This is a genomic window from Streptomyces sp. NPDC055955, from assembly GCF_042270245.1.
GTDB lineage: Bacteria > Actinomycetota > Actinomycetes > Streptomycetales > Streptomycetaceae > Streptomyces.
This window is the reverse complement of the sequence record NZ_JBHJYS010000038.1, coordinates 1-14,014: the sequence shown is the minus strand read 5'-3', so window position 1 is coordinate 14,014 and position 14,014 is coordinate 1. Positions and strand designations below refer to the sequence as shown.

The 14,014-nt window shown below is 69.3% G+C and carries 9 protein-coding genes; 7 read left to right on the top strand and 2 right to left on the bottom strand.

Annotated elements, in window-relative coordinates:
- The first annotated feature begins 2 nt into the window (after positions 1-2).
- From ACFC96_RS43625 to ACFC96_RS43595, 7 genes are all read left to right on the top strand, one after another.
- Positions 3-2,981 carry a DUF499 domain-containing protein gene (locus tag ACFC96_RS43625; protein WP_376618118.1) on the top strand — a complete coding sequence of 993 codons (2,979 nt, stop codon included), beginning with the start codon at positions 3-5 and terminating at the stop codon, positions 2,979-2,981.
- A gap of 679 nt (positions 2,982-3,660) precedes the next feature.
- Entirely contained in the window at positions 3,661-4,998 is a 1,338-nt protein-coding gene (locus ACFC96_RS43620; protein ID WP_376618116.1) for an AAA family ATPase, read from the top strand.
- 104 nt (positions 4,999-5,102) lie between these two features.
- Positions 5,103-6,869 carry a Mu transposase C-terminal domain-containing protein gene (locus ACFC96_RS43615; protein ID WP_376618114.1) on the top strand — a complete coding sequence of 589 codons (1,767 nt, stop codon included), beginning with the start codon at positions 5,103-5,105 and terminating at the stop codon, positions 6,867-6,869.
- Positions 6,869-7,276, top strand: coding sequence for an AAA family ATPase (locus ACFC96_RS43610; RefSeq protein ID WP_376618112.1), 408 nt, complete (start codon positions 6,869-6,871; stop codon positions 7,274-7,276). Before ACFC96_RS43615 ends, ACFC96_RS43610 begins: the two co-directional genes overlap by 1 nt.
- 341 nt (positions 7,277-7,617) lie before the next feature.
- Positions 7,618-8,439, top strand: a complete 822-nt coding sequence (locus tag ACFC96_RS43605; protein ID WP_376618192.1) for a tyrosine-type recombinase/integrase — start codon at positions 7,618-7,620, stop codon at positions 8,437-8,439.
- Positions 8,440-8,458: 19 nt separating this feature from the next.
- On the top strand, positions 8,459-8,827 hold the full coding sequence (locus ACFC96_RS43600; RefSeq protein WP_376618110.1) for a helix-turn-helix domain-containing protein: 369 nt from the start codon (positions 8,459-8,461) through the stop codon (positions 8,825-8,827).
- 428 nt (positions 8,828-9,255) lie between these two features.
- Positions 9,256-10,383, top strand: a complete 1,128-nt coding sequence (locus ACFC96_RS43595) for a hypothetical protein (protein WP_376618108.1) — start codon at positions 9,256-9,258, stop codon at positions 10,381-10,383.
- Between the two features lie 99 nt (positions 10,384-10,482).
- On the opposite strand, the gene ACFC96_RS43590 is transcribed toward ACFC96_RS43595, so the two are convergent.
- Positions 10,483-12,987 carry a Helicase associated domain protein gene (locus ACFC96_RS43590; protein ID WP_376618106.1) on the bottom strand — a complete coding sequence of 835 codons (2,505 nt, stop codon included), beginning with the start codon at positions 12,985-12,987 and terminating at the stop codon, positions 10,483-10,485.
- Positions 12,988-13,010: 23 nt separating this feature from the next.
- The gene (locus tag ACFC96_RS43585; RefSeq protein WP_376618104.1) at positions 13,011-13,532 is read right to left on the bottom strand and encodes a hypothetical protein; all 522 of its coding nucleotides are present in this window, start codon (positions 13,530-13,532) and stop codon (positions 13,011-13,013) included.
- Positions 13,533-14,014 lie beyond the last annotated feature (482 nt).

Genomic DNA, 14,014 nt, shown 5'->3' with positions numbered 1-14,014 from the left:
GCATGTCGACCCGCACCGCTTCACACTGGGCCGACGTCCTCACGCTGCGGCCCGAGGTCACCGCATCCGACGGCTCAGTCGGCGAGCTGCAGATGAGCCTGCACAAAGCCGTCTACCAGACCATTGACGTGCCCTACCGCAAGGTCGACTACTACGGCGACATCACCCAGCCCACCCCCAATCTCGTCGGCTTCTTCAGCCGCGTCGCTCGCCGGCTGGGCACCGACGCCGAGACCACGGCGCTCTTCCACCTGGACCAAGGTATGGGTGGAGGCAAGAGCCACGCTCTCGTCGGGCTATACCACATGGCCAACTCACCGCAGGAGTTCTTCGCCACGGAGCTGGGCCGCAAGGTCCGCAGTGAAGCAGAGCAGGGCGGCCGCGACGTAGACCTCACCAACGCCCAGGCCGTCGTCCTCACGGCTGACTACTTCAGCCCGGGCAGGCCCAGCGAGACATTCGGCCCGGCCACGAACCTGTTCGAGCGATTTCTCTGGTCGCTGACCGGCGGCGACATGGACCGCTACAAGCGCTACGTCGCGGGCGGGCCAAACAAGGGGACCCTGCAACAGGCGCTCAGCGACGCGGGACGGCCGGTACTCATCCTGCTCGACGAGCTCATGGACTACGTGCTGCAGCTCGCCGACGCGACCAACGTCGACCGCATGCCCAACGAGAAGGCGTTCCTCAACGCCCTCATGGACGCCTGCGACGACGTTCCCCGCGTCGTATGTGTCGTGGTCATGATACGCAGCGAGCTCGACGAGCGCGGTTATCCGCCGCTTGCTGATGACTTCCGCAGCTACGTCTCCGACCGGCTTGTGCGTAACGGCCCGGACGGCAGAGTCGCGGTGACTGAGTCCCACGACTTCACCTCGATCATCCAGCGCCGCCTGTTCGAGCCAGCCGAGGTGGGCGCTGCCGCGTCCCGTGTGGCCGAGCAGTACGGCACGGCGAGCGAGACCGGCTGGCGAGACAAGGTGCTCGACAAGCTCGGCCCGAACCGCGGAGTGACCGGATTCGCCGAGCGAGTCGAGGCAAGTTACCCCTTCCACCCCGAGCTCATGCGACTGGTGCGAGAGGAGTGGTCACAGGTCCAGAACTTCCAGCGCGTCCGCTCCACGGTCGCGATCTTCGCCCGGACCGCGCTGCACTGGGTCACCGAGCACGAGGACGGGCGGTGGGCGCCGGCTCTCATCGGAGTTGGCGACATCCCCCTCACCATCGCCCTCGAGCAGTTGCTGTCCTCCGGCCTCTTCATGGGCAACGACCGGGCTATCCAGGGCTATCGCTCCGTGGCCACCACCGACATCACCAGCACCGACGGCTCCGCAGGACGCGCCGTCGCCATCGATCAGCGACTGCGCACTGCCGGCGTCACCGCCCTGCAGGACCACGCAGGCGTGCGCATGGCCACCGCACTGTTCTGCTACTCGATGGTCGCCCGCCCGCGCGGCGGCCGGGGAGCGACCAAGGCCGAGATGCTGGCGGCCATCCTCGAGCCGACTCCGGCCACCGGTACCCCCTACACCGACGCTGAGGAGGTATTCAACGCCCTCACCGGCGAGGACGGCCTCGGCGCACTTGAGATCACCCAACCGGCCAACGCACCCGGGCGCTACTACCTGTCCATCAGGCAGACACTCCGGATGTACTTCACCGCATCCCTCGCGCTGGTGGACCCGCCCTCGTGCGAAAAGCTGGTCTGGGAGCAGACGCAGAGTCTTGCTCGGCGTGGAATCTTTGACGAGATCCGCTTCATCGACGCGCCGACCGCCACCGGGGACATCGACCGTGCGCGCACCTTTGACGGGGTGGACTCGGCCGTCACCCGCCTCGTCGTGCTCGACCCGCGCCGCTGGACCCTACTCAACGGCAAGGACACCCTCAGCCGCGCCGAGATCACCGCTCTCCTCGGGCTCGGACCCGACCCGCTACGCGTAGACAATGCAGCCAGCTGCATCGTGGCCTGTGTAAACACACAGCGGCGGGACGTGGCACGCAAGCGCGCCAGAGAAGTCCTCGCCTGGCGCAGTGTCCTCAAGCAGATCAACCCCGAGGACACCGACGAGTTCCACGAGGCCACCACCAAGGTGGCCGAGGCTGAAAACAAGCTCAAGAAGGACATTGAGAAGGCCTTCCAGCACTACGCCTACCTCGTCCGCGCCTCGGACGGGCTGCACGTCGAGTTCAAGCGCTTCGACGACGACACCAAGTCATCCCTGCGCGGGGACCAGGTGTGGGCGGCGCTCGTCGAGGCCGGTCGCGCAACGAACACAACAGGCCTCTCGCCGGACTACCTTGCAGCCCTACTAGAAACCTTCGAGCGCACCCTCACCCCCCGCGAAGTCGTCCAATCCTTCTACAAGAACCCCTTGTTCCCCCTGGTCACCGCGACCGACGAGATACGCCACGCAATCTACGCTCTGCTCCGAAACGGCTGGGAACTGGCGGACTCCGACGGTGACAAGCTCGCCATCGCCTCTCCGGAACAAATCTCGATCGGCTCCATCAGCCAGAACCTTCGCCGCGCGGTCAAGACAGCTGAGGCCGTGTCCGCCGCCACTGGCGCGTCCAAGAGCACCACGACGATCCCGATTCCTAAGCAGTCAGGCGAGCCAGCCGACGGCAGAGACCCCAGTGAGCTGTTCGGCATCGACGACCAGGAATACCGGGCCACCAACACAGAAAGGGCCCGCGAGGCCAATACTGAAGACGCTGCTCCGACCAACTTGGAGCCCGCCTCGTTCAAGCGGTACATCATCGAACTCACCAATCGCAGCATCACAGCACCGGAAACGCGTGAGCAGGTCTGGCAACTCCTCAAGGAACTGAGCAAGGTCCTAGATGCCCCCAGCGCAAACCACCAACTCATGAGCCTGAGCGTCACGCTCATCACCGCGGAGGGCGCACAAGGGGCCATTGAGCAGAAGGCACAACAGGCAGGAGCACGCGTCAGGGTCGAGGACGACGACTTCTAACCACACGTCCCGTCGGTCAGCGACTGGCGCCCTCAGGCCACAGCACCCGGAACGGCACGCCGGTTCGCTTCGCGTACGCCACCCGTCCCCCGTGGGCACCGCGGCTTCGCCGGGGGCGGGCAGGCGCTGCAGGGCCGCGGCGGCAGTCCCGCCCGCGGCGAAGCCGCAAGCAGAGGCGGCCAGCTGTTGCGCCAGCTGCGCACCTCGCTCTCACCCGGACCCCGAACCCGGCCGCCATGTACTGGGCCGCGCACGCCTGGAGGAACGAGGGGTCACTGACTCGGGCTCCGATCTCACCCACCCGGCCGACCGCCGATGTGCCGGGCGCGTGGCGTGGGGAGGGGACGGTGAGGCTGCCGGGCTCGGATGGTCGCCGTCTGGTCGGACACATTCTTTCCCCCGGGTTCCCACGCCCCCACAGCCACCTGTACCGCCCGCTGGCCCGGCTGGTCCCTGTCCGTGACCTGCTCCTGGTGTGAGTGGGTGGTGGGGTGGCAGCGGGTGGGCGTCAGCGGGATGGCGGTGTGGATGTCCTGGTAGTGGGTGTGGGGCTGGGCTGTGGTCGCTGTCATGGGGTGACCAAACGGGTGTTGTGGGGCGGTTAGCAGGTTGGTTGCTGGCTGTCATGGCTTTCGCTGTTCCTGTGTGAGGGGCTGGCGGGGTTGGGTGGGCTGGCCGTATGACGGTTCAGGGGGTTTCGGCGGGTGGGGCCGAGGCGGGATCGGCTGTTGTGCCGGCCGGGGGTGTGCCGCTGGCGCGGGGTGTGGTGGTGCGGCGGCTTCTTGCGGTGGATGGGGAGGGGACGCTGTCGGCGCTGCATGTGCGGATCGCGGCGGAGTTGGCGGGTGTGTCGGAGCGGACGGTGTGGCGTTGGCTGGCCGATGGGCGCCGGGGTCATGTCGAGGCGCGGCCGCGGCAGGACGGGTTTTCGCTGAGTGACGCGTTGTGGGAGGTCCTCGCACAGGCGGGCGGGAACGTCGCGGAGTTGCGGCGCAGGATGCTCCGGGCCCAGGAAGAGGGGGCGTTGGAGGGGTGGGGTGCGCAGTGTGTGCCCTCGCTGCCGACGTTGCACCGCGTGATCAAGCGGGATCTGGGGGCGGGCCGGGTTCTTGAGGTGGCCCGTTTGGCTGGGGCCAGGGTGGGGCTGGAGCCGAGCCGGTATGACAGGGCGCTGGCGGATTTGGGGCTCGTGGACGGGGCGGGTGGTCCGCTTGTTGTCGATGGGCCGTCCGCCGACGTGCCGGTGGCGGAGGGCTCCGCGGATGCGGGGGTGCGGGGCGGCGGTGTGCGGTTGTACGTGCCGGCGGCCCGGCTGGTGTCCACCCGGCAGGTGGCCGCTGTGGCGGAGGCGGTGGGGCATACGGTCGCGGCCCGCGGGATGTGCTGTGTGTACGGGGACGCGGGCCTGGGGAAGACGGTCGCCGTCGAGCAGGCGTTGCATTTTCTGCCCGGCCGGGTGCCGGTGTGGCGGGCGGTGGCCGGCGTGGCGCCCGGTCTGCCGCAGCTGCGGGCCTCGCTGTGTGAAGCGCTCGGGCTGCCGTCGGGGGCACTGCCGCACCGGGCCGGACCGGTCGGCCATGCTCTGACGCGGGCCCTGGCCGAGCCGGGTGTGCTGTTCATCGATGACGCCCAGCGGCTGACGCCGCCCTTGCTGGATTATCTGCGGCAGTTGTGGGATGCGCCGGGCTGTGCGGCGGCGCTGGTGCTGTGTGGGGCTGGAAGCGAGCGGGCCCTCGCCCGTGCTTCGGCGCTGCGCTCGCGCGTGCTGACCTGGCATCAGGTCGGCCGGCTTGAGCCGTCTCAAGTACCGCAGATGCTGACTCTGTTCCATCCCGTGTGGGCGCAGGCGAACCCGGACGACCTTGCTCAGGCCGATGAGCAGATAGCGCGCGGCAATTTCCGCACGTGGGCGAAGATCACGTCGCATGTCTACGCGGCCCGCGAGCGCGACCCCGCGAGGCGTGTGGACGGGGAGTTGATCGAGCAGGCCTGCGCGCGTCTTGGCCCCTACCCGTGACGGTCCGGGCTGCTCGGAGGGCTCGTGTAGGGGGCCTTCACCTGTTCCGACGGGGTGAACGAAGACGGGCTCCACGGAAGCGGATGAGAACGAAGGGGCATGGCATGGACGGGCAGCCGATGGCACCGCCGGAGGATCCGGCTGGTGTTTTGGGGGAGGAGTCGCTGACGGCGTTGCGGGCGCCGGCGGTGCGTCGTCTGCTGGCGCTGCGCGCCGAGCGGCGGCTGTCGCGGGAGCATGTGCGCCTGGCCGGGGAGTGCCTGGGCGTGTCGGAGCGGACGGTGTGGCGGTGGCTGGCTGAGGCCTCCCGGTCGCCCCGGGCCGCGACCCGCCCCGGGGAACGCCGCGGTGACCGGTTCGAGATCACCAGAGAGATCCGGGTGCTGTTGGCGTACTGGCACAGCAACGCTTCCGCGGTCCACCGCCAGTTGGTGGCCCGGGCCGAGACCGGCGGCCGTGACGGTCAGCCGACGACGGCGTCTGAATCCGCGGCTTCTCCCGCGGGCGCCCCGCAGGCTGCGGTGCCGTTGCTGGACCCGGTGCCGTCGCTGTCGACGTTCCTGCGCGCGGTGCGTCGTGATCTCACCGCGGGGGAGCGGGCCGGTCTTGCGACGGGACCGGATGCGGCACGCGCGCACGACGTCTTCGGCAAACGGGCGGCCTCCTGGCGCAATCACGTGTGGGAGACCGATCACGTCCAGGCACCGCTACTGGTCGATGCCGACGGCGACCTCGTGCGCCCGTGGGTGACCTGGTTCATCGACACCGCCACCAAAGTCATCACCGGCACCGCCGTCACCCCTGGCGTCCCCTCCCGCGCCTCCGTACTGGTCGCGCTGCGCGCCGCTGTTTTGCGTGAAGATCCCTACGGCCCTGCGGGCGGGACACCGGAGCAGGTGCGGGTGGACCGGGGCAAGGACTTCCTGTCGACCACCGTCACCGCGGCGTTCGGCACGATGGGCGTGACGGTGAAGGACCTTCCCGCCTACAGCCCTCACCTCAAGGGCACAGTGGAAAACCTCAACCGAGCCGTCGACCGGATGCTGTTCGCGGCCCTGCCCGGCTACACCCTCACCCCCATCAAGCGCCGCTCCGGCCGGCGAAGTAAAGGCGCGGGCCGCAGGCCGGAGACGTCCGGTGCCATGTCGTTTCAGGACTTCACCGCGGAGGTGCTGGCCTGGACCCACTGGTGGAATACCGAGCACCGGCCGCAGGCGCTGTCCGGCCGTACGCCACTTCAGGCATGGCAGGCCGATCCGACTCCCGTCACGGACGTCCCCGCCGCCGACCTGTGGACGTTCACCCTCGAAGACGACGGCCGCCCGCGGAAGCTGACCAGCCACGGCGTGCGGTGGCGCGGGCGCACCTACATCGCCCCCTGGATGACCGGCCAGGCCGGCCGCCAGGTCCGCGTGCGCTACACGCCGCACCACGATCACGAGATCGAGGTCTGTGATGCCCGTGGCCGCCACCTCGGCCCGGCGCACCTCGCGGACGCGGCCACCCCCGTGCAGCTGCAGGCACTACGCGAGGCACGCGCGGAGCGCGCCCGACGCCTGCGCTCCGATGCGAAGGCTGCCGAACGCCTACGCCGCCAGCGATTCGCCCCCGCCACCACCGCGGAGCCCGCCCAGCGGCTGGGAGCCGTCACGGCCGCCCAAGCCGAGCGTGAACTCGCCGCCGCCGACTACACCGACGTCGCACGGCTGGCACTCCCCGACCTGATCCCGCACGCCGCGCCTCCGGCGCACTGGCGCACCCCGCCCGCCCTTGCGGCCGGCACAGCGCCGCCCCCGCCCGCTCCCGCTCCCGCCGACCCGTCGGCGGACGTTGCGCCGGAACCCGACTCCCGACCCGCAGGAGACGCCTGATGACTGCGGCCACCTACCAGTACGTCGACCTGCCCGACGCCTCCGTCGTCACCACCCGCGCCCTGCTCATTGCCCGGGAGAACATCTCCGACACCGTCGCCGCCCGCGCGATGATGTGCATCCACGGCGGCGCCGGCTTCGGCAAGACCCTCGCCGTCAACACCTGCCTGCACGCACTCGAACCCGGCGAGGACATCCGAAAGATCACCTTCCGGGCCCGACCCACCGCCCGCGCGGTGCGCTACGAACTGTTCACCGCCCTCGACCTGGCCGGTGAACCACCGCGCCACCCCAGCGAGTTCGACCGCCTGCTGAAAACCGCCCTGGCCGAGCGCCCCCGCACCTTCCTCGTTGACGAGGCCCAGTGGCTCAACGGGGAGGCGTGTGGGTTACACGGTTGTGTGTAAGGCAAGGGTTGCTTTTCTTGTGGTGTCTCGTTGATGGCTTCGGTGGCAGGTGCATGGTTCAGGTGGCGCCTTAGGTATGGGTCGTTGCGAGATGGCGGTGGGGTATGGGGGAGCGGTTTCTGCGGCTGGTCGAGGGCGGGCTTGCCGATCCGGCGTCTGATGCCGGTCAGGCGCCGGATGCGTGGGTTTTCCAGGCCCGCTGCACGCAGGCGTTCGCTTCGACGTGGGTGGTACGGGGTTTTGCCGCCACGACGGTCGGCTGTTACACGTCCTTGCTGGAACGGGTGTTGAACCATTTCGGACGGCCGGTATGGCAGATCGAGCCTGCGGACGTGGATGCGATGCTCCGGGACCTGCTGCGTGCGGGCCGGGCCCCGGGGACGAGGCGTCAGTATCTGCAGATGCTGCGCATGTTCCACGGCTTTGTCCAGGACCGGTACGCCACCGAGATCCGGGCTCTGTACGGCGTGCCCGTGGGTGATCCGCTGGACCGGTTCAACCGGCTGCGGCACGTCTACGACGGCACATCCTCTCTTCGGCTGCCGCCCACGGCCGAGCGCCTGACAGCGTTCTTCGCCTTCGCGCGTGCCCGTCTGACCACCACGTCTGACTATCCGGCCGCGGCACGGGATTATGCGCTGCTGCGCACTCTCTACCACTGCGCGCCTCGGGTGGGCGAAGCGGTCCGCCTCGACCGGTGCGACGTTCACCCCGGACTCGGCCCGTCAGGCAAGCTCCACGTACGGTTCGGCAAGGCGGCCAGTGCCTCGGGACCGCGCCCGAGATGGGCCCCCTTGCTCGACGGCCTGGACCGGGTCCTTGCCTGGTACCAGAGTGACGTCCGCCCCTTGTTCCCGGATACCGCCCCGCTGTTCTGCGATGTCCAGGGACAACCGCTGAAGCCGGAATCCGTGCGAGATCGCCTGGCCCGCCTCCTGGATGCGGAAGCCCGGCCCGAAGGCGACCGGTTCACTCCCCACGACCTGCGCCGCGCCTGCGCGACCCACCACTATGAGCAGGGCATGGACCTGCTCACCGTCCAGCAGCTCCTGGGACACCGGCACATCGCCGCGACCATGGCCTACGTCCGCCCCTCCCTCAACTTCGTCGAGGACGCCTGGCGCCGCGCCACGGTCACCGCCGTCACCGGCCTGGCCGGCTGACCCACGGGCAGGAGTGCCGATGACCACACCCGAACTGCACGCCATCGCCTCTGCCGCCCCGCCACTCCAGGTGGAGTGGAAGCTCCGGATGGCCGCGGCACAGCGCGGCATCTGGACAGGCACCGAACTGCGCCGTCTGCTGGCCGAGAGGGCCGGCCTCGAACTGTCCGCGGCATCGGTGTCCGTGCTGTTCACCAAACAGCCCTCCCAGGTGAAGCTGTCCACGCTGGCCGCGCTGTGCGCTGCCCTCGACTGCACTCCGGGCGACCTCTTGACCCTGCGCGAGCCCGTCGCGTCTCCAGCTCCGCCGCCACGCACTGCCCCTGACCCGGCCCCACCGCCCCCGCAGCAGTCCGTACCCCGCCACCGATCCTTACCGCCGCTGTGACCGCACGCCACCGCGCAACGAACCCGCACGCGACCGCCGGTGCCGCATCCCGGACCGTCAAGGACAGCTGCCCGGCCTGCCACCGACTGCGCTGGCTGCGCCCCGACACCGGACGCTGCGCCTGGTGCTCGCGTACCTGCGCCGTCTGCGGAGCCCCTCGCCGGTCAACGCAGCAGCAGTGCGCGGCGTGCCGACGCCGCACCGCGGGACAACCCGGACGAGGCAAGTGCCAGCGCTGCGGACGCCGACGCGTTCTCGACGCGGCGACCCAGTGCTGCCGCCCCTGCAGCACCCCCACCACCGCTGAGCTCCCGGCACGCTGTGAGGGGTGCGGCACCAGCGGCCAGTGGGCCAAGGAGCTGTGCAAGCGCTGCTACGAGCACTCACCGCGCACCGTCTTGACCCGTGCGGCCGGCTGGGCAGAGCGTATGCCCACCCCGCCCTCCTGGTGGAGCGACCTCGCCGCTCACCTGGCGGAGCACCGCCACCCGATCTACGCGGCCGACGTGGTTGCCACCATCGCGCGCTTGATCCTCACGGCAACAACCTCCGAGCCCCGCACCTTGCTCGCCCACGCCCGAAACGACACCCCCGAACTTGTCGGATCACTCACCGACTTCTTCCGAACTCATGGCCACCTCGACCCGCCGCCGGGCCTCGCCGACCAACGAGCAGCAGCCCGCCGCGCACGCCGTATCGAGGCCATCCCCGCCCTGCTGCGCCCCCAGGTCACCGGATTCGCCGACACCCTGCTGCTGCAGCGTGAGCAGGCGCAGCAGCTGGGACTACGGCCGAACCAGCTGAAGACCATTGAGATCCGCCTGGACGCCGTCCGTGACCTGGCCGTCCACCTTCACGCCGAGGGTCATATGAGCTGGGCGGGCGTCACCACTGCAGACCTGGAATCCTTCCTGGCTCTCAACCCCGCCCGCCGCGCCTCCCGCCTCGCGGGACTGCGTCAGTTCTTCGCCTGCGCCCACCGCGCCAAGGCAGTCCTCCATAACCCCGCCGGCCCGGTAACTGCGGTGCAGCAGAGGGGATTTCACGGCCCGACCCTCACGCCGTCCCAGCAGCGAACCCTGTACCGGCGGTGGGCCACCAGCCGGAACATCCACCCGCACGAGGCCTTCATCGGACTTGCCGCCCTGCTCCACGCAGCGTCCATCGCCGAGCTGCGCCGGCTCACCGACAGCGGCATCAACTCCCACCACCAGAGCGTTCAGTTCCCCGGCAGATCAGCGGCCCTCCCACTGGACAACGCGACCTGGACAGCACTCGAGCGCTGCCGAGAACACCGACGCGGGCTCGGCTCGGACAACCCTCACCTGCTTGTCACCCGGCTCACCCGGACGCACCGTGGCCCCGCCGGCGCCGCTCATATTCGCGACAGCCTCGCCCCCCTCGGCCTGCTGCCACGCATCCTGCGTTCCACCCGCCTGCTCACCCTCGCAGACGAACTCGACATCAAGGTACTCACCGCCTCGCTGGGCATGTCGTACGCAGGAGTCGCCCACTACCGGCCCGGATCCACAACACCACCAGCCAGCTTCACCTGACAGACCACTCATTGCCCTGGGGGACAGCAGTCTCCGCAGGATGATCCGTGACGAAAACCTTCGGTGAGCGATCACGGCCCCGCGACACAGGCACTGAATTCACGACCAGCGCATGCCGACCTTGGACAGTTGCTCCATCCGCTCCGGCGACAGCGTCGCGGCCCTGCTGCGCTGGTTGTTGACCCATGCCCCCAGCCGGTACTGGTCCTCTAGGCCGTCCTTGGAGAGCACGGTCTCCACGTGCTTGCGCGGGACCTTCAGGTGCCCTTCGCGTTCGTAGAACTGCCGGGCGGCGGCGAGGTTGGCGGTCCACTTGTCGGCCTGCGTACGGCGCGGCCTCGGCTTCTCGTCCTCGGCCGCGGGGGTGATCCCGACGACCTGTTCGCACATCCATTGCTGCACGCCGGTGAGCTGGTCCCATCCGAGCCGCTGTGCCCGTACCCACCGTCCGAGGTCTTCGCCCTGGCGCACGACCTCGCCTGCCTCGGTGGGTAGCGCCTCGCCCGCGTCCAGGTGCATCCGCACGAGGTGGAAGCACCGCTGCCACGTCACCGGCCACGACGGGCACCAGGACGCGTCGATCTCCTCGAGCTGCTCGCGCCGCTCGGTCGACAGCGCCCCGGCCGACGACTGAACCGGCAGACCTTCCGTGCGCCGCCGCTCGATCTCCTGCGCCTTCCGGGCAGCGGCCCGCGCGTTCTTCAACCAGATGCCCACCGCCGCGCCCTGGAAGGTGGCGTCCAGCGGCGCCAGGAGGTGGCCGTTCTCAGCGGCCCACCCGCGTGCGGCGGACAGGCCCTCCTCCCACGCGACGTCGAAGTGCGACCAGATCATGCCGAGCTTCTCCAGCTGGACGGCGCGGTCTTGGTCCATCTCGCCGCGGGCGTAGAACCGGCGGGCGTCGGCGATCCATTGCCCAAGTGGAAAACCTGCGAGCGTGGCCGGCCACCCCGCGGCTTCCGCCTCCTGGTCGGCGACGGCGGGCACGCGGTACGTGAACGGCACCCGCAGATCACCGTGCTCACGGCCGTAGATGACGGCTGCTTCGATGCCGCGCCGCCAGTGCTCGTGCTCGGGATGCAGGACGCGCAGGTTGATGAACGCCGCGAGCTGAGCTGGATCTCGCGGCGTGGAGAACTTCAGCAGCGCCTTTGCGCCACCGCTGAGTCCCTCCCACACTGTGCCTGGCTCCTCACTCTCGGCTCCCCGTTCGCGGCCTTTGGGGGACCGGCTGGGGGCCTGCTGCTCCGCGAGGGCTTCCACGATGCGCGCATCGTGCGCCCGCAGCGCCTCGAGCAGCTTGGCCAGCCCGCCGAACGCCCGGCTGGTCAGCATGTTGTCCGCCGTCTCACCGGGCCCGAGCAGTACCGGTACGACGAGCGACGCGACCTTGCCTTCGCCGGGTTGGATGCGCAGTGCCCGGCCGACGGCCTGGACGAGGTCGGGCATGGAGCCGCGCACGTCCGCGAAGTACACGGAGTCACACCGGGATGTATCAACGCCTTCTCCGAGGACCTTCACGGACCCGAGGTAGCTCTTCTCCACGACGGTGCCGTCGGTGGCGATACCGTCGCCGAACTCCTCCAGCACACGGCGGCGGTACAGGGGCTTGTGCTCGCCGCACAGCCAGTTGGCCCAGATCGTGCGCGGATACAGCTGCGGGTCGGCGGCGTGCAACTGCGCGGCAATACCGGGAAGGCCGGCCGCGAATGCCTCGGCCTCCTTCACGACGTGGTGGAAGACCAGCGTGCGCCGGAAGCCCTCTTCGGCCGACGCCTTCACCAAGGCGGTCTGCAGAGCGGCGAGCCGGGCCCCGCGCACCTCTGCCGAATGGCCCTCCGCGCCTAGGAGCTGCGCGGCCTGGAGCGCGGTGTCGGTGACGTCCACGCATACGACCTGGTAGGGGGCACAGATTCCCCGATCGATGGCCTCCGAGAGCGTCAAAGTGAACGCCCTGCTGCCGAAGGGGCCCTCGGGGGCGTCGTCCATGCTCGCGACCAGCTCGCCCGGCGCGCCCTCTTCGTCCTCGTCCCCGAGCTGCCACAGCCGGGGCGTGGCCGTCATGTAGAGACGGCGCAGGGAGGGGATCTTCTGGTTGTCGTGAACGACCGCCCACGGCTTCCCGATCCGGCCGGAAACCCGGTGCGCCTCGTCGACCACGATCAGGTCCCAGCCCGTCAGGCCCGCGCGGTGCGCGCGCTCCAGGGTGCCCAGGCCCAGGGAGGCGTACGTGGCGAACACGGTGACGTGGTCGAACGGCTTCACCCAGGCGACCAGCTCGTCCGCGTCCGTGGTGTTGGGGAAGACCACCTCGTCCCCGCGCAGCGAGGACACCCCGATCATCGGCCCCCCACGTCCGCCCTCCCGCCAGGCGGCCTCGGTCTGGGCGAGCAGGTCCAACGAGGGCACCAGGACCAGAACGCGTCCCGCGTGGAGCTCCTGCGCGCTGCGGGCGGCAACGAGGGTCTTGCCGGATCCGGTGGCCATGATCACCTGAGTCCGGAGCCCGCGCTCAGGCACAAAAGATCTTGCAGGCAATTCGAGCGCCTTGACAATGGCGTCGACGGCTTCCCTCTGATGGGGACGGAGGGTTTTCTTTTCCACCGAAGCGTCCTTTCTCCTACCGATTATTGTCGTCCCCGTCGCGGGTGTGAAGCCTGCTGGGCCAGGACGGCTCCGGCGAGGTCGGTGCGCAGCTGCTCGAGGAAGCCCCGGAGACTGGTGGCTGTGCAGCGGTAGCCGTCGGCGTCGAGGTCGTAGCTGTCGTTGGTGAGGGCGCCGAGCGTGAGGTGGTAGATCCCGCCGCTGGTGTGGCTGACCGCGTACATGCCTCCTCCGCCGTCTGTCCCGAACACTGTCACGGTGTCATGAACGGCCCCAGCAAGCTTCTTGGGGGAGTTGCCGGCCTCGGCCTGCAACACGACTGAGGAAGCGTCATCAATCCAGACGCCACTGCCCAGATCAGGCAGGACGACAGAGCCGAGCCGGGCGTAGTACTCCTGGAGTGCCTCGGCCGCCCCCGCGTGAACGAGCAGTGCGACAGCGGCCGTACCCTCCTCAGCGGAGACGAGACGCACCTCGTGCTCTGCAGGCGGGTAACCCTGGGCAGCCTGGAAGCCGGCCGAGAATGCGTCCGCGAGCCGAGCCATATCCTCACCCCACTCACGCAGATATACGGTGTCATTCACAGTCAATGACCGCCCTCCGCTGGGTTGCAATAATTCCAGAGTCTATCAGCAGTCAATTTTGATGCAGCACCTGTTCACGCTGGCCTATCGTCAAGCCCAAGCAGAATCACATGACCAGACACCACCCTGACTTCCCGTCAAGACAACCACCCCCACCGTCCCCTGCTGCCAGCCGGTGCGCCGCGCGGAGCGTGGCGCACCAACCGCACGCAGTGCGGGGGTGGCTGGAGCGCAGCGGAAGCCGCCGGCCGGGCGAAGCCCGGCCTAGGCCGCAAAGCGGCCAGCTGTCCCTGAAGCGCAGCGAAAGGGACAGCAACTCGCTTGCGAAGCAAGCGAGTTGAGCGGGGAGCGCAGCGAGCCGCCAGCGCTCCCGCGGAGCGGGAGCGCAACACCCGTGCGCAGCACGGGTGTTCGCTTGCACATCGCGAAGCGATGTGGTACCC

Coding starts and splice junctions, on each gene's coding strand:
- ACFC96_RS43625 (WP_376618118.1), top strand. CDS start 3: ATGTCGACCCGCACCGCTTCACACTGGGCCGACGTCCTCACGCTGCGG.
- ACFC96_RS43620 (WP_376618116.1), top strand. CDS start 3,661: ATGACGGTTCAGGGGGTTTCGGCGGGTGGGGCCGAGGCGGGATCGGCT.
- ACFC96_RS43615 (WP_376618114.1), top strand. CDS start 5,103: ATGGACGGGCAGCCGATGGCACCGCCGGAGGATCCGGCTGGTGTTTTG.
- ACFC96_RS43605 (WP_376618192.1), top strand. CDS start 7,618: ATGCTCCGGGACCTGCTGCGTGCGGGCCGGGCCCCGGGGACGAGGCGT.
- ACFC96_RS43595 (WP_376618108.1), top strand. CDS start 9,256: ATGCCCACCCCGCCCTCCTGGTGGAGCGACCTCGCCGCTCACCTGGCG.
- ACFC96_RS43585 (WP_376618104.1), bottom strand. CDS start 13,532: ATGGCTCGGCTCGCGGACGCATTCTCGGCCGGCTTCCAGGCTGCCCAG.
- ACFC96_RS43610 (WP_376618112.1), top strand. CDS start 6,869: ATGACTGCGGCCACCTACCAGTACGTCGACCTGCCCGACGCCTCCGTC.
- ACFC96_RS43600 (WP_376618110.1), top strand. CDS start 8,459: ATGACCACACCCGAACTGCACGCCATCGCCTCTGCCGCCCCGCCACTC.